Genomic DNA, 14,672 nt, shown 5'->3' on the forward strand with positions numbered 1-14,672 from the left:
TACCAATTCCGCTGCGAAAGCATCACTTCTTGCTGCGCGAGAGCTTGCCAAGGAGATTGCCCAGGCCCGCTTTCTTTCTTGCCTTGATTTCGCTGCGCCCGGTCAGCACATGCGCAATCTCGTTGACCATGCCGACGACCTGGTTCTTGGCATCCATTTCACCGAGCATGCGCCCATTATTGGCGGCATTTCCGAACAGCTGCGGCTCGAAAGGAATCACCGACATCGGCGACAGGCCGAGCGAGTCGGCGAAGTCGGATGACGCAATCTCCGGGCGCTTCGGCACGCCTGCCTGATTGATGATCAGCTTGGGCGGCGGATCGTTCGGGCGAAGCCGCTTTAACATGTCGACGAGATTCTTGGTGTTGCGCAGATTGGCCAGCTCCGGCGTCGCTGTGATCACGATCTCGTCGGCCTTGACCAGCGTGTTCTTGGTCCAGCCTGTCCAGATGTGCGGGATATCGAGCACCAGAAGCGGCACACTGCGCTGGGCCGTGTCGATAAGCTGCATGAAGGCGTCGGGATCGAAATCGTAGACCCGGTCGAGCGTTGAAGGTGCTGCAAGCAGCGACAGGTGCTCGGCGCACTGGGCAAGCAGCCGGTCGAGATAGACCTCGTCGACGCGCTCCGGTGAGAAGACCGCCTCGGCAATGCCTTGCGCCGGATCCTGATCGAAATTGATGTTGGCCGTTCCGAAAGCAAGATCGAGGTCGGCGACGACCACTTCAGATTTGAACAGGGACGACATCGCCCAGGCCACATTGTGGGCAATGGTCGAGGAGCCGACGCCGCCCTTGGCGCCGATGAAGGCGATCGAGCGGCCGATCGGCTCGGCCTCCGGATCAACGAAAATCGACGATATCACGCTGACGATGTCGGCCATCGACACCGGCGCGATGACATATTCGGAAATGCCGGAGCGGATGAGCTCGCGGTAAAGGCCAACATCATTGTAGTGGCCGATGACCACGACCTTGGAGGTCGGATCGCAATATTCGGAGAGCTGCGTGAGCTGCTCGAGCAATTGCGTCGGCTCGCTGCGCGATTCCAGCAGGATCAAGTTCGGTGTCGGCGCCGATTGGTAGAATTCGATGGCGGTGGCGATGCCGCCCATATGGACCTTCAGATGGGCCTTCGCCATGCGGCGATCCTCGCCGGCGCGCTCGACCGGATTGGCAACGCCTTCGGTCTCGCAAAATGCCTGGATCGAAATGCGCGGAATCGGCCGCAACGCCTGCATGGCGGCGATATCCTGCTGCGAGGTTTCGCCGCCGTCTAGCCCTGCGTCGTAGGCAAGATTGCTCATTGTCATTTCTTTCCGTGACCTGCGCGGCTCAAGCTCAATATTCCACTTCGGAATTGCCGAGGAACTCGTCCGAAATGCCTCTCTGGCGGTAGACGTCGATCACCTCGCCGCGATTTTCCGCGTCGATATCGGATTGCTTGCGCGGCCCGATTAGATCGGCTGGGTTGGCCATCTGGGCGGCAAGATTGTTTTGATAAGAGCAGCCGAAATCGGCGTAGTGCTTGTTTTCCGACGTCTCCAGCAGATCTTCGGGCCAGCGCCCACATTTATCGGTCTGGGCCTTCACCGAGACAAAGGCGACGCGGATCGGCGCGGACGCTTCGGCCGAAACCGACTGGTAGGTAGTCACGGCGATCCGGTTGCGGCTGATGCCGCTGGCAATCGCAAGCCTGGCGAAATCGCGACCGGCTGCGGTCGCGGCGATCTCGTTGGCCGAACCGCTCGGGATCGAGATCGTCAGAGCCGGAGCGGCACTCTTGTCGTAGCCGTCCAGGAAACCCAGAAGCGTGGCGCGTTGAGACCCGGTCATGCCGCGGTCGCCGGCGCCGACCGGAAGGTCGATCTTCTGGACCTTCTCAGCGATCACGATCGGATGCGTGGTGCGATAGTCGTCCGGAACGGCACCAACCGTGATGCTGTCCCGCTTGGCGCAGCCCGCCAGCAATGCCGCGACCGCAATCGCCAGGACCGGAATGGCCGGCCGGTAGGTCCGCGAACGGCCGGGCCGCATCGCTGCGATGATCTTCCTTGGCTTCGACGCTGACTGAGACATGTCCGCTTCCCCGATCACTTGTAGATGAAGCCGACAACGCCGTGGTAACGGCCGTTGGGCTTGTCGGTCTGCATGGTGCCGTAGACGCGATTGACACGGCCAAGGAACATGCCGGCGCCATCGCTGGCCGCGTTGAAATTGTCATCCGGCTTGGCAAGCTCGTTGCGCGCCACCGGCTTCACCAGGTAGGGCGTGATGATGATGACGAGCTCGGTTTCGTTGCGGACGAAGTCCCTGCTGCGGAACAGCGTGCCGAGCACCGGTATCTTGGTCAGCCCGGGCAGCCCCGCGACCGCCTGCCGGATATCGTCTCGAACGAGGCCGGCGATCATCATCGAACCGCCGGAAGGCAATTCGACGGTGGTGTCGGCCAGGCGTTTGCGGATCGACAGCAAAGTGGTGCCGGGCAAGTCACCACCCCCTTCGAGCACTGTGGCGCCTTCCGTCGTAGGCTCCGAAACCGACGTCCTCACTTTAAGGCTGATGCGGCCCGCCGAGAGCACGACAGGCTGGAATTCGAGGCCAATTCCATATTCGAGCTTTTCGTTGGTGTAAGTAACCTGGCCCGTTTGATTGTCGCCTGAAACGTTGTTCGTTCGGCTTGTGATGAGATTGAATTCACCGCCGACTTTGAAAGTCGCTTTCTCACCCGAGACTGCGGTCAATGTCGGCTCGGCCAGCGTCTTCATGACACCGCTTTGCTCCATGGCGTTGATGTACGCTTGAAGCGCCGAGGTGCCGATTGAAAGTCCCGAGTTTTGCGACAGTGGCTTTCCCAATCCGTATGCGGGGCTGGTCAGTGCGCTCCAACTGATGCCGTTGCTGCCGCCGTCGCCAATAAGGTTGACGCCGAGCTGCTTCATCACCGAGCGGCTGACTTCGGCCACCGTCACTTTCAGCGTCACCTGGTCGTCGCCGATGATCTGCAGCAGGTTGACGATCTGGCTGACGCGGCGCTCGGAATCCGGATTGTCGATGTCGACACCGGCTTCGGCCGAGCCGCCGGAGGCGGTCTGCGAATATTGTCCCGTGGTCGCTTCACCGCCGGACACGAAGATGGTGGCCAGATCGACCGCGCGCTTGGCGTCCAGGGGAGTGTCCACGGTTCCGGTCAGGACGACGTTATCGTTCAGCAATTCGACCGTGATGGCCGATGACGGGATGAAGCGCCTGATATAGTCTTCCAGCCCGGCGACGTCGCGTTCGACCGCCAGATCCAGGCTGACGATCTGCTCGCCATTGGGCCCGAAGACGAAGATGTTGGTGTCGCCCACCGCCTTTCCGAACAGATAGATGCGCCGGGCGGTGCGGGTCACCGCATCGGCGACCGCGGGGTTGGCGACGAGAATGTCATAGGCGTCGCTCGGCAGGTCGATGACCACCGATTTGTTGAGACCGAGCTTGACGCGCTGGGTGGCGGTCGAAGCCGACACCTCGGCATTCCTGCCTGCCGCATTTGCCTCGACGACACCATGCGCATTCGTTCCGAGGAGAAACAGGCCGATTGCCGCAGCCACGGTGACCGGCAGTCCAGCGTGTAGCCTCATTGCCTTGCCCCCACTTCGGAAACTTCGCCCGACTTTATCAATCGCACCGTTCCGCGCCGCCCATTGCCGGAAACGAGATAGTCGGCCTCGCCCAGATTCTTCTCCTGGGTGTCGCTGATCGACCGCAGCGCCAATGTCAGGCGATCGGCCATCTGCTGGGCGACGGTGATGATCTCCGCCTGCTGCGGTGTCAGTTCCAGCGTGGCGGTCTGACCGACCCTGGTCCTCTTGCCTTCCTCGTCCTCCTGGATTGTCTGGTCGATTGCCAGGACGCGAATGTTCTTGAGGATGGTTTCGGTCGTAAAACCGCTGCTGCCGCTCGCGGCATCGGCTCTGCGGGTCATGATGACGTCGACGAAATCGTTGGGAAGAATGAAGCCGCCGGCCGAGGTGTCGGCAGATACGGCTGTGGCGACGGCCCGCATGCCGGAGGGCAGGATCGACGACATGAAGCTCTGTCCCTCGCCGATCAGCTTGGAGCGCCGCAACGGCTCGCCGGCATACATCGCCACACGGGCAACACCGCCTTTCAGCTTCTCAAGCGCTTCGGGCTCCGCGGCGCGGGTTATGAAATTCGCATTGATGCCGTCGGCCGGCCAGGACTGCCAGCTGATATTGTTCTCGAGCGGGCTGCCCATCGGAACGTCGCTGGACAGGACAAGCACGTCCTGCAGCGCGATTGCCGGCGCCGTGGGGCCGGAATCGACAATTTGAGGCGGCGGAGCCGCCACCATGTTTTTTGCAACATAGCCTGCGCCACCCGCCGCGGCCACCGCCACGCCTAGAATGATCAGTCGGGATGCTGGCATTTGTCCGAACCCCTTGGCAAACCACTTAGCCAAGCCGGACCTTGCAGCGGCAATCGTCAAAACAAGGTTAATATAATGCTTACGATCGTGATTAATTTAAGGTTTACATAAATTTGAGGCATCCCGGTTCGGCCCGCAAAAAGGCGGCCAAGCCGCCTGCTCCAACGCCAAATCGAAATAGTGGAAGGCTAATCTGGCGAGGGAAGGTTGGCGAGAGAATTAGGCTGCCAGCCTTGCGAGTGCCCACGCCATCAACGGCGAATTTGGAAAGGTGAGCAGCCCGCCAATGCCGAGCGCTATGCCATAGGGCACGCCGGTCGTCTCGTCGGCGAAGTGGCGCAAAAACGGATTGTGACTTGTAACGGCTGCAAGCGGCGATTTCCGGTAGGCGAGGATGGCGAGCGTCAGCAGGCCACCGATGAATGCCGAGGCCACGAGATATTCGACGAGATGGATGCTCAGCCCCATCCAGAGGGCCGTGGCGGCCAGCAGCTTGGCGTCTCCGCCTCCCATGCCGCCGAGCGCGAACAGACCGAACGTCACGGCGAGGACAAGGCCGCCGGAGACGAAATGCAAGCCATAGGTTGCCCAGTCCATGCCCGTCAGCGGTGCGACCAGAGCGAAAACAGCCACGAGCAGCACCGGCACGCGATTGGCGATCGTCATCGACAGCATGTCGGAGATCGCGGCGAAAAGCATGCAGAACGGAAAGACAACGAAGATCAAGGCTTCAATCATCAGCGCAGCGCCCATGGTACCTGGCCCAGCCTAGACGTGTTCGATTAACGATTGATGAGGCCGGGAATTCAAAATCGCCTGACACAACGAATAAGGGCCGCCAAACGAGGCGGCCCTTGATCCGAAAAAGCGACTAACGTCGCTATTATCAGGCGCCGTTCAGCGTCGAGGAGATATCCTTGAACTTCTGGTTGATGCTATTGCCCAGTTGACCGGCGCCGACCATGATAGCGAGTGCGATGAGGGCGGCGATCAGACCATATTCGATGGCGGTCGCGCCGGATTCGTCCTTCACAAAACGTGCAATGAGATTAGACATTCGAGAGCTCCTACTCCAGATGTTACAGCAATTCCGTCAACTTCTCTTGGTGGCTGATCGGATGCTGCCAATCTATGGAGAAGCTCTTTCGATCGGCTTAATAAACAGCCTTACCGATTCCTTTCCCGCTTCGAAGGCATTGCGTGGTTAACCGTAAACTAAGTGACGCTCGCGAACCCGACAAACACCCCAAAGGCCGTGAAAGCCGCAATTTGGCGATTTGAGAAAGGGGCGGCGCGCTCCAGGCGATCATGATTCCGATCCCGACATCACCACGGCTTCCATCCGCTTAACCGTTGGTTCACCAATCTCGTTCATGTTCCGTTGAGCAGTTCGCCGCCGTGGAGCGCTTCAATGACCGGGCCGAGATCGTCCTTTCCGATTGCCGCGCTTCTTGCCACCACGGCCTTCGTCGTGCCGGCCAATGCGGGCGGCGGCATCGAGGTTACGATGAACCAGGCGAAGATCGTCAAATTGTCGCGCGCCGCCGATACGATCGTCGTCGGCAATCCGGCGATCGCCGATGCCTCCGTGCAGGATGCTTCGACGATCGTGCTGACGGGCAAGGGCTTTGGCGTCACCAACCTCGTCGTCCTCGATCAAGAGGGCAGTCCGATCGTCGACGAGCAGATCACTGTCGTGCGACAGGACGCGTCGTCGGTGCGCATCTATCGACGTGCCGAAATACAGACCATGTCCTGCACGCCGTATTGCGAAAGCTCGTACAAGAGCGATGCGGAGAAAGCCTCGGAAGCCGAGATGAGCGCCGGCCAATAAGCAACTGGGCTATTCTCGTCTCACTGAAATGCCGCTTTGGTTATCGGCCGCTTAAAACCTTTCCGTCGAATTTAACGATCATCCAAACCGCGCCTCAATGGGTTTCCGCTAATGTTTCCTCCGACACCCCCATCAGGATCGGCGAAGACGGGACATGAGCAAAGCAGGACGAGCGAGCTTTTCCGCGCGATTCCTTGGTGACCGGCGCGGCAGCACGGCCATCGAATTCGCGATGCTTGCGGTGCCGTTTGCGCTCCTCGTCTTTGCCATCCTGGAGAGTTGCATTTCATTTGCCGGGCAGGAGGTGATGGCCAACATCACCGACGACGTCGCGCGCCAGTTACGGACAGGGCAGCTAAAGAGGGCCGACGTGACCGAGGCCACGCTGAAGGCCATGATCTGCAGCCGGCTGGAGATCATGGTCGCCAAGGACTGCCCCGGATTGCTGGTGGACCTGCGCGAATTCCCAACCTTCGCCGACGCGGCAACCGCGGGCTTCAAGATCACAACAGCTGGCGACATCGAGCTGACCGGCACGAAAATAACGACCTTTACGGTAGACCCGGGCCTAGCTGCATCGAAGAACATGCTGCGGGTTTTTTACAAATGGCCGGTCATGACCGATTTCATGGCTAAATCGATGGCCAATCTGGACGGCGGCAAGACGCTGCATTTCACATCGGTGACCTGGCAGAACGAGCCGTTCGACGACTGAACCGAGCCATTGCGTGAGTGGGGAAAAGGACGAGGGCATGGGGCGTGCGGGGGCACATATGGGAATCACTGGGATCTGCACGAAAGCCATCCGGTTCTGCTGCGATCGCCGCGGTGTCGCGGCCGTTGAGTTTGCCTTCATCGTGCCTGTCCTGCTGATCATGTACTTCATGACCATGGAAGCCTCGCAAGCCATCGAGACCAGCAAGAAGGTCAGCCGCATAGGCAGCATGGTGGCGGATCTGGTCACCCAGCAGGAGATAATCTCCGCCGCCGATCTCGATGCGATCATGAAGATCGGCAACTCCACCCTTCAGCCCTACAACCGCTCGACCCCGAAGATCGTCATCACCGCGATAAAGGTCACCAACGAAACGCCGCCGAAGGTGCAGGTCGTGTGGTCACGCAAGATGGTTGGCGATGCCTTCAGCGCCGACGCCGCCAAGGACTCCGTCACCACGATTCCAAAAACGCTTGAGATCAAGGACACCTTCCTCATTCGCGTCGAAAGCGATCTTGCATACGAGCCGATCATCACCTGGTCGGCGGACAGCGAAAAGCGACTTGGATTGAGCTCGGCCTTCAACAAGATATCGATGGGGGAAACATATTATCTCAGGCCCCGCAGGAGCCTGACGATTCCTTGCGCCACCTGCTGAAACAACCGCGGGCAGAGCGGCGGACTCTCAAATCGAGCCGCACCGCCGCTCCATTTTTTGAACTCGGATTGACACAGAACCGGTCTTCTTTTTTTGCTCCGATGCTCCGACGCCGGTTGCTATTGCTGTCGATGGTTGCCTGACATCAGGCGCACGATCGCCGCGGCCATTGCGTAGTCATCCGGGCTGGCGACGGCGAAGCCGCCGGAATGTTTCCATTCCAGAAGATCGTAGACATCCGGCGACATCGATCTGAGATTGATGAGGAACACGGTGAGCCGCCGTTTGGCTTCGGGGTCGAGATCGCTGCGGACGGCATGGGGACCATATCGCAGCACGCCGGACGTCCACACGACCCGAAGTGCTGCTTTCGAAATCCCTGCCATTTCCAGCCTGGCCACCGTGCCGCCCGGAACATCCGGCTGGCCATCGGCCATCGCCGGCATCCAGCCGAACAGGGCATCGGCCTCACCACCGACCAGCATCATTTCAGCCGCCGCAGCCGAACTGGCGTGCGTCAGAAATGGTGCGTCCTCGGCAACCTTGACGCCTTCGGCGGCCAGCCCGGCAAGTGGCAAGAGAGAACCGCCGACGCTGTCCGGGGGCGCCATGGCGACCCGATGTGCTTCCATCGCGGCCAGATCCGGGACCTTGCCGTCCCGCGTCAGCAAGACGGAGCGGATGCCGACCGCGCCGTCGGAATCGACAGGCGCCACAAGAGGCTCGACGCATTCGCAACGTTCGGATGCGGTGGCGTAGGCGGTCGCCGAATAGACCGCATATTCGATCTGGGCATTGGCCTGCGCCTCGATCAGCGCCGCGTAGTCGCGGGCAACGACAAACTCCACCCTCATGCCGAGCGCCTTGGTGTAGGCATCCGTCAACAGCTCAAGACCTGGAACGGTGTTGCCGGCGCCGGGCTCGGCAACGATGCCGACACGAAACGTGCCGATGTCGTCCCGCCAATCGGCGCGCGCCGGGTTTGACCAGGATGCGCCCAGCATCGTCATGATGGCTACGGAGGCCTTCAAGGCATGCCTCATGTGAGTCCCCGCTCGCCTTTCATCGGTCCATGCCTATGCCGGCATTTCGCGGCATCTCAACTATCGCGCCAAGCCGTCTGGTTCCGAATTGCCAATGGCGCCGCGGAACCCTATGTCTGGGCGGACGGACAGACAATTGTAATGAACCCTGCAATGGCGCGCGCCTTCCTTTTCGTTCTCGATTCCTTCGGCATCGGCGGCGCGGCCGACGCCGAGCGCTATGGCGACGCCGGTTCCAACACGTTCGGACACATCGCCAGAGCCTGCGCGGAAGGCCGGGCGGATCGCGAGGGGCTGCGCAAAGGACCGCTTTTCATACCCAATATGCTCTCGCTCGGTCTGGGTCACGCGGCAAAAACCGCGACAGGATTCAGCATCGAAAGCGGCGGCAAGGCCCATCTCGCCTCCGCCTTCCATGGCGCGGCGCAGGAGATTTCAAGCGGCAAGGACACGCCGTCGGGCCATTGGGAAATCGCCGCCTTGCCAGTCCGGTTCGACTGGGGCTATTTTCCGAACACGGTTCCCGCCTTTCCAGCCGAGCTGACCGAAGCAATCATCCGCGAAGGAGAGGTGCCGGGCGTTCTCGGAAATTGCCATGCCCCGGGCACGGAGATCATCGAACGGTTCGGCGAGGAGCATATCCGCACCGGCAAGCCGATCTGCTACACTTCGGTCGACTCCGTTCTGCAGATCGCCGCGCATGAAGTTCACTTCGGCCTGGAACGGCTCTACGAATTCTGCAAGGTGGTGCGCAGGCTGGTCGATCCGCTGAACATCGGACGGGTGATCGCGCGACCTTTCATTGGGGAAACCGCCGCCAGCTTCGAACGGACGCACAACCGCCGGGACTATTCGGTGCCGCCGCCCGAACCAACCCTGCTCGACCGGCTGACGGCGCGCGGCAGCCGGGTCATCGCGGTCGGCAAGATCGGCGATATCTTCGCCCATCGCGGCATTTCGGAAGTGCGCAAGGCCGCCGGCAACATGGCGATGTTCGACAAGGCGCTCGGCGCGATGGATGACGCGGGCGACGGCGATCTCGTCTTCGCCAATTTCGTCGACTTCGACACCGAGTTCGGCCATCGGCGCGACGTTGCCGGCTATGCCGCCGCGCTCGAGGCGTTCGACCGGCGGCTGCCGGAGGCGCTTGCGCGGCTGAGGCACGGCGATCTTCTCATCCTCACGGCCGACCATGGCAACGATCCCACCTGGCACGGCACCGATCATACGCGCGAACGCATTCCGGTGATCGGCACGGGACCAGGTTTTGGCGGCGACATTGGGCTCAGAACGACGTTCGCCGACATCGGTGAAACGGTCGCCGAGCATCTTGGGCTGGCACGCGGCCGCCACGGCACCTCCTTTTATGCAACGATAGGCGGCCATGCCTGAATTGCCTGAGGTCGAAACGGTCCGGCGTGGCCTGCAGGCGGTCCTGGAAGGCGCCCGCATCGCACGCGTCGAGGCACGCCGGCCCGACCTGCGCTTTCCGTTTCCTGAAAAATTCTCGGAGAGGCTGACCGGCAAGACGATTACGGCACTCGGTCGCCGGGCCAAATACCTGACGATGTATCTGGCAGGCGGCCCGGTGCTGATCTGCCATCTCGGCATGTCTGGTTCGTTCCGCATCGAAATGTCCGATGACAGCGAAATGCCCGATAACAGCGAAATGTTGGGCGCGTTTTATCACGAGCGCTCGAAAAACGCGGTGCACGACCATGTCGTCTTCCATGTCGTCTCGCCCAAAGGCGTCCGGTCGCGCGTGACCTTCAACGACCCGCGTCGTTTCGGCTTCATGCTGTTTTCGGAAGGGGCGCCCGACACGCATCCGATGCTGGCGGGGCTGGGCGTCGAGCCGACAGGCAATGCGTTGGACGGCGGGCTTCTCGCCTCGCTGCTGAAAGGCCGGAAGTCGCCGCTGAAGGCGGCACTTCTCGATCAGCGGCTGATCGCCGGGCTCGGCAATATCTATGTGTCGGAAGCCCTGTGGCGCGCCAGCCTGTCGCCGTTGCGCGAGTCGGGCACCATCGCAAAGCCTGGAAAGAAGGCCAGACAGCAGAGCGACGCCTTGGCCGAAGCAATCCGCGCGGTGATCGCCGATGCAATCGCCGCCGGCGGATCGTCGCTGCGCGACTATGTGCAGACCGACGGGTCCCTGGGCTATTTCCAGCATTCCTTCGCGGTCTACGATCGCGAGGGCGAACCCTGCTCAAAGCACGGCTGCGGCGGCCACATAGAGCGCGTCGTGCAAAGCGGGCGTTCCACCTTCTATTGCCGGACCTGTCAGATGTGAGCAAGGCTGGACGCCATGTGTGAGTTGGACGCCAGATGTAGATAGATGACCCGAGCGAGGAGATACAGTCATGACCTATGAAACGATCATCGTGGAAACCCGCGGCAAGGTCGGGCTGATCACGCTGAACCGGCCGAAGGCGCTCAATGCGCTGAACTCCCAAATCCTGGCGGAAGTGGTCGCGGCCGTGAACGGCTTCTGCGCGAATGCCGACATCGGCGCGATGGTCATCACCGGTTCCGAAAAGGCCTTCGCGGCAGGTGCGGACATCAAGGAGATGCAGGCGATCTCCTTTGCCGACGCCTATGTGCAGGATTTCTTTGTCGGCTGGGAAGAGTTCACCCGGGCGCGCAAGCCTGTTATCGCGGCAGTGGCCGGCTATGCGCTCGGCGGCGGCTGCGAACTGGCGATGATGTGCGACTTCATCATCGCCGCCGACAACGCCAAGTTCGGCCAGCCCGAGATCACGCTCGGCGTCATGCCGGGAATGGGCGGATCACAGCGCCTAACCCGCTTCGTCGGCAAGTCGAAGGCGATGGACATGTGCCTGACCGGACGGATGATGGATGCCGCGGAGGCCGAGCGTTGCGGCCTGGTGTCGCGCGTCGTGCCTGCCGACGAGCTGATCGAGGAGGCATTGAAGGCGGCGGCCAAGATAGCCGATTTTTCGCTGCCCTCGGTGATGATGGCGAAAGAGGCCGTCAACCGCGCCTATGAAACGACACTGGCCGAAGGGCTGCGGTTCGAGCGCCGGCTTTTTCACTCCCTGTTTGCGCTCGACGACCAGAAGGAAGGCATGGCCGCCTTTACCGAGAAGCGGAAGCCGAATTTCACGAACCGGTAGATCGTGACGACGGCGGCGGGATGCGAGCGACAACAGCGGCCAAAAAGAAGGCGAAGCAGCGTTGACGCGCCGGAAAAGCTGAACTATAAGCCGCACCAACCGAGGCGGCCCTGTGGCTGCCCGTTTGTTTTTTGCGCCCTGCGGCATCCCGCATGCGCCCACCAGATCAGAAGAGAGGCATCATGGCCAATACCTCCTCGGCCAAAAAGGCAACGCGCAAGATCGCCCGTCGCACGGCGATGAACAAGAACCGCCGCTCGCGCGTGCGGACCTATATCCGCCAGGTCGAGGAGGCGCTCGCCTCGGGCGACAAGGCCGCCGCGCAGGCTGCTTTCAAAGTGGCGGAGCCGGAATTGATGCGCGCCGCGACCAAGGGCGTGGTGCACAAGAACACGGCATCCCGTAAGGTGTCGCGCCTGGCCCAGCGGCTCAAGGTGCTGTCGGCCTGATATACCTTTCCAGAACTGATCTTCTTTAAACCCGGCCGCTCGCGCCGGGTTTTTTCGTTTGCCGGCAAGTACTTAAAAAGAATGCTCGCAAACCACACCTCCGCGCGAACTTCAATGTTCGAAATGCTTTGCCGGCATATACATGCCTGCTGATATTCAAGGCCGCTGAAAGCGTCCGCGACGAAAATATCGGCTGTCAAAAACTACCCTTACTTTTCAATAACTTACGGACGGTCCATCCACAGCTTGTTCACATCGCGTGCGGGGGATGGGGGACAATTGCCTGTCAAGAAAATTATTTCAGAAAATTTCGCGCGGCGTGGCCTTTTTCATATTCGCCGGAAAAGGGTTTGAATCACAATGGCTTTGTCAAAATACGCCCGTGCAACACAGGGTTCGAACCCGTCTGCGGTAACCACATTCCTTAAAAATCCGTTAGTCGTGGCCTTGCCCTATCCACAACGATTTCGTTAATGTCGGTCTATCGAGAGGGACGGGCCTGTTGGCCCTTAACCCAGCCTGAATCGGCCAGCAAAAAAGTGGCGGAATTCATGACGTGGATCATTTCCGCGTCGGGTTTGGTTTGTCTTTTTCGATACGGTAGGGGATTGGCGTAACTGTATATGGCAGGTCATGACGCGCCGGCGTTTTCGCCGGACGGCATTGTATTGCCCTGACATGACCAAACGGGCTGGCTCTGAGGAGTCGGCGCCGGTCCCCTGACAACGAGGCGACATCATCTGCCGGCGGCGGCGGTAGTGTCGCAGCGAAGACACGGTCGCCGGAAACATGGATGCAGGAGGCGTATCCCCGGCGGAAAAAGGTACAAAAGGACAAGGAACTCGATCATGCAGAGCGGCATCGAAAGGGAGCTTACGGGCGACCTCCCATTCCCTGGAACCTTAACCGGAGGGGACACTATGTCGGCTTCCAACGATGCGGAACAGAAGTTCGACCGGGTCAAGGCTCAGTTGAAGGCGCGTCTGGGAACCGAAGTCTATTCGAGCTGGTTCGGGCGCATGAAGGTCGCCGAAGCATCCCGGGGCATTGTCCGCATCTCCGTGCCGACTGCCTTCCTGCGCTCGTGGATCAACGGCCACTACCTCGACCTCATCGCCGAGCTGTGGAAACACGAGGATCCCGAAATCCTCAAGATCGAGATCGTCGTGCGCACCGCTACCCGCCCGGGGCGCAATGGCGTCGAGCCCGAACTGGCCCCGGCGCGCAAGATGACAAGGCAATCGCAAACGGCGCTGGCCTCTGGAACAGCGGGCCCCGGCAGGGTGGAGCGGGTGCCGGCACCTCGCTCGGGAATGCCTGCAGAGACCGAGTTCAGGCACAATGTGCTCGGTTCGCCGCTTGACCCGCGCTATACGTTCGGCTCCTTCATCGAGGGACCGTCGAACCGGGTGGCCTTCGCCGCCGCCAAGGCGGTGGCGGAATCGCAGTCGAGCGCGGTGCGCTTCAATCCGCTCTTTCTTCACGCGACGGTGGGGCTGGGCAAGACGCACCTGTTGCAGGCGATCGCGGCGGAATCGCTGAAGCAGAATCCAAAGTCGCGCGTCGTCTATCTCACGGCCGAATATTTCATGTGGCGGTTCGCCACCGCGATCCGCGACAACAATGCGCTGACGCTGAAGGAGCAGCTGCGCGACATCGACCTCCTCATCATCGACGACATGCAGTTCCTGCAAGGCAAGTCGATCCAGCATGAATTCTGCCATCTGATCAACATGCTGCTCGACAGCGCCAAGCAGGTGGTGGTTGCCGCCGACCGGCCGCCGTCGGAACTGGAATCGCTGGAGCCCCGCGTCCGCTCGCGCCTCAACGGCGGCGTCGCGCTCGAAATGTCGGCGCCGGATTTCGCCATGCGCATCGGCATGCTCAAGCTGCGCCTTGCCACCGCAAAGGCTGACGATGCATCGCTCGACATCTCGGAGGAGATCCTCAACCATGTCGCCCGCACTGTGACCGGCAGCGGACGCGAACTCGAAGGCGCGTTCAACCAGCTTCTGTTCCGCCAGTCGTTCGAACCGCAGATCACCATCGACCGCATCGACGAGATCCTCGGCCACATCTATCGTTCGGGCGAGCCGAAGCGGGTGCGCATCGAGGACATCCAGCGCATCGTCGCGCGCCATTACAATGTTTCGAAGACAGAACTTCTGTCCAACCGGCGCACGCGTACGATCGTCAAGCCGCGGCAGGTCGCCATGTACCTGTCGAAGGTGATGACACCGCGCTCCTTGCCGGAGATCGGACGGCGTTTCGGTGGCCGCGACCACACGACGGTGCTGCATGCCGTGCGCAAGATCGAGGATCTTTCAGGCGTCGACAACACGCTGGCGCAGGAGCTCGAACTGCTGAGAAGACTGATCAACGATCAAGCCTGACCGGCCCGA

At 60.9% G+C, this 14,672-nt stretch carries 15 protein-coding genes; 8 read left to right on the plus strand and 7 right to left on the minus strand.

Annotated elements, in window-relative coordinates; all coding sequences use genetic code 11:
• Nucleotides 1–22: 22 nt before the first annotated feature.
• From EJ075_RS06055 to EJ075_RS06080, 6 genes are all read right to left on the minus strand, one after another.
• Nucleotides 23–1,312, minus strand: coding sequence for a CpaE family protein (locus EJ075_RS06055; RefSeq protein WP_126103729.1), 1,290 nt, complete (start codon nucleotides 1,310–1,312; stop codon nucleotides 23–25).
• Nucleotides 1,313–1,340: 28 nt separating this feature from the next.
• Entirely contained in the window at nucleotides 1,341–2,078 is a 738-nt protein-coding gene (locus tag EJ075_RS06060; protein ID WP_126103730.1) for a CpaD family pilus assembly protein, read from the minus strand.
• A 14-nt stretch (nucleotides 2,079–2,092) separates the two neighbouring features.
• The gene (locus EJ075_RS06065) at nucleotides 2,093–3,625 is read right to left on the minus strand and encodes a type II and III secretion system protein family protein (protein ID WP_126103731.1); all 1,533 of its coding nucleotides are present in this window, start codon (nucleotides 3,623–3,625) and stop codon (nucleotides 2,093–2,095) included.
• Nucleotides 3,622–4,434, minus strand: a complete 813-nt coding sequence (gene cpaB / locus EJ075_RS06070; RefSeq protein WP_126103732.1) for a Flp pilus assembly protein CpaB — start codon at nucleotides 4,432–4,434, stop codon at nucleotides 3,622–3,624. Before cpaB ends, EJ075_RS06065 begins: the two co-directional genes overlap by 4 nt.
• 219 nt (nucleotides 4,435–4,653) lie before the next feature.
• Complete coding sequence (locus tag EJ075_RS06075; protein ID WP_126103733.1) at nucleotides 4,654–5,172, minus strand: prepilin peptidase; 519 nt, start codon at nucleotides 5,170–5,172, stop codon at nucleotides 4,654–4,656.
• Nucleotides 5,173–5,320: 148 nt separating this feature from the next.
• Entirely contained in the window at nucleotides 5,321–5,491 is a 171-nt protein-coding gene (locus EJ075_RS06080) for a Flp family type IVb pilin (protein WP_126103734.1), read from the minus strand.
• A 354-nt stretch (nucleotides 5,492–5,845) separates the two neighbouring features.
• On the opposite strand from EJ075_RS06080, the gene EJ075_RS06085 reads away from it, so the two are divergent.
• From EJ075_RS06085 to EJ075_RS06095, 3 genes are all read left to right on the plus strand, one after another.
• Nucleotides 5,846–6,268 (plus strand): pilus assembly protein N-terminal domain-containing protein, encoded by a 423-nt coding sequence (locus EJ075_RS06085; RefSeq protein ID WP_126103735.1) that lies wholly within the window; start codon nucleotides 5,846–5,848, stop codon nucleotides 6,266–6,268.
• 154 nt (nucleotides 6,269–6,422) lie between these two features.
• The gene (locus tag EJ075_RS06090) at nucleotides 6,423–6,983 is read left to right on the plus strand and encodes a TadE/TadG family type IV pilus assembly protein (protein ID WP_126103736.1); all 561 of its coding nucleotides are present in this window, start codon (nucleotides 6,423–6,425) and stop codon (nucleotides 6,981–6,983) included.
• 37 nt (nucleotides 6,984–7,020) lie between these two features.
• Nucleotides 7,021–7,641: a TadE/TadG family type IV pilus assembly protein gene (locus EJ075_RS06095; RefSeq protein WP_126107252.1), complete on the plus strand. Its 621-nt coding sequence runs from the start codon at nucleotides 7,021–7,023 to the stop codon at nucleotides 7,639–7,641.
• A gap of 119 nt (nucleotides 7,642–7,760) precedes the next feature.
• On the opposite strand, the gene EJ075_RS06100 is transcribed toward EJ075_RS06095, so the two are convergent.
• Nucleotides 7,761–8,684 carry a phosphate/phosphite/phosphonate ABC transporter substrate-binding protein gene (locus tag EJ075_RS06100; protein WP_126103737.1) on the minus strand — a complete coding sequence of 308 codons (924 nt, stop codon included), beginning with the start codon at nucleotides 8,682–8,684 and terminating at the stop codon, nucleotides 7,761–7,763.
• A 153-nt stretch (nucleotides 8,685–8,837) separates the two neighbouring features.
• Here EJ075_RS06100 and EJ075_RS06105 point away from each other — a divergent pair, with 153 nt between their 5' ends.
• The 5 genes from EJ075_RS06105 to dnaA all read left to right on the plus strand — a co-directional run bounded on the left by EJ075_RS06105 (nucleotide 8,838) and on the right by dnaA (nucleotide 14,663).
• Nucleotides 8,838–10,076, plus strand: a complete 1,239-nt coding sequence (locus EJ075_RS06105; protein WP_095487912.1) for a phosphopentomutase — start codon at nucleotides 8,838–8,840, stop codon at nucleotides 10,074–10,076.
• Nucleotides 10,069–10,977 (plus strand): bifunctional DNA-formamidopyrimidine glycosylase/DNA-(apurinic or apyrimidinic site) lyase, encoded by a 909-nt coding sequence (gene mutM, locus EJ075_RS06110; protein WP_095487910.1) that lies wholly within the window; start codon nucleotides 10,069–10,071, stop codon nucleotides 10,975–10,977. Before EJ075_RS06105 ends, mutM begins: the two co-directional genes overlap by 8 nt.
• Nucleotides 10,978–11,047: 70 nt before the next feature.
• Nucleotides 11,048–11,821 (plus strand): enoyl-CoA hydratase, encoded by a 774-nt coding sequence (locus EJ075_RS06115; protein WP_095487908.1) that lies wholly within the window; start codon nucleotides 11,048–11,050, stop codon nucleotides 11,819–11,821.
• Between the two features lie 182 nt (nucleotides 11,822–12,003).
• Nucleotides 12,004–12,270, plus strand: a complete 267-nt coding sequence (gene rpsT / locus EJ075_RS06120) for a 30S ribosomal protein S20 (protein WP_095487906.1) — start codon at nucleotides 12,004–12,006, stop codon at nucleotides 12,268–12,270.
• Between the two features lie 920 nt (nucleotides 12,271–13,190).
• Nucleotides 13,191–14,663, plus strand: a complete 1,473-nt coding sequence (gene dnaA / locus EJ075_RS06125) for a chromosomal replication initiator protein DnaA (protein WP_245458111.1) — start codon at nucleotides 13,191–13,193, stop codon at nucleotides 14,661–14,663.
• Nucleotides 14,664–14,672: the final 9 nt, after the last annotated feature.

This window comes from Mesorhizobium sp. M6A.T.Cr.TU.016.01.1.1 (assembly GCF_003952585.1).
GTDB lineage: Bacteria > Pseudomonadota > Alphaproteobacteria > Rhizobiales > Rhizobiaceae > Mesorhizobium > Mesorhizobium mediterraneum.

Bases quoted from the DNA above. Each gene is read 5' to 3' on its own strand.
- EJ075_RS06065 (WP_126103731.1), bottom strand. From the start codon at position 3,625: ATGAGGCTACACGCTGGACTGCCGGTCACCGTGGCTGCGGCAATCGGC.
- EJ075_RS06075 (WP_126103733.1), bottom strand. From the start codon at position 5,172: ATGATTGAAGCCTTGATCTTCGTTGTCTTTCCGTTCTGCATGCTTTTC.
- EJ075_RS06085 (WP_126103735.1), top strand. From the start codon at position 5,846: ATGACCGGGCCGAGATCGTCCTTTCCGATTGCCGCGCTTCTTGCCACC.
- EJ075_RS06115 (WP_095487908.1), top strand. From the start codon at position 11,048: ATGACCTATGAAACGATCATCGTGGAAACCCGCGGCAAGGTCGGGCTG.
- EJ075_RS06060 (WP_126103730.1), bottom strand. From the start codon at position 2,078: ATGTCTCAGTCAGCGTCGAAGCCAAGGAAGATCATCGCAGCGATGCGG.
- dnaA (WP_245458111.1), top strand. From the start codon at position 13,191: ATGTCGGCTTCCAACGATGCGGAACAGAAGTTCGACCGGGTCAAGGCT.
- mutM (WP_095487910.1), top strand. From the start codon at position 10,069: ATGCCTGAATTGCCTGAGGTCGAAACGGTCCGGCGTGGCCTGCAGGCG.
- cpaB (WP_126103732.1), bottom strand. From the start codon at position 4,434: ATGCCAGCATCCCGACTGATCATTCTAGGCGTGGCGGTGGCCGCGGCG.
- EJ075_RS06055 (WP_126103729.1), bottom strand. From the start codon at position 1,312: ATGACAATGAGCAATCTTGCCTACGACGCAGGGCTAGACGGCGGCGAA.
- EJ075_RS06095 (WP_126107252.1), top strand. From the start codon at position 7,021: ATGGGGCGTGCGGGGGCACATATGGGAATCACTGGGATCTGCACGAAA.
- EJ075_RS06100 (WP_126103737.1), bottom strand. From the start codon at position 8,684: ATGAGGCATGCCTTGAAGGCCTCCGTAGCCATCATGACGATGCTGGGC.
- EJ075_RS06080 (WP_126103734.1), bottom strand. From the start codon at position 5,491: ATGTCTAATCTCATTGCACGTTTTGTGAAGGACGAATCCGGCGCGACC.
- EJ075_RS06105 (WP_095487912.1), top strand. From the start codon at position 8,838: ATGGCGCGCGCCTTCCTTTTCGTTCTCGATTCCTTCGGCATCGGCGGC.
- rpsT (WP_095487906.1), top strand. From the start codon at position 12,004: ATGGCCAATACCTCCTCGGCCAAAAAGGCAACGCGCAAGATCGCCCGT.
- EJ075_RS06090 (WP_126103736.1), top strand. From the start codon at position 6,423: ATGAGCAAAGCAGGACGAGCGAGCTTTTCCGCGCGATTCCTTGGTGAC.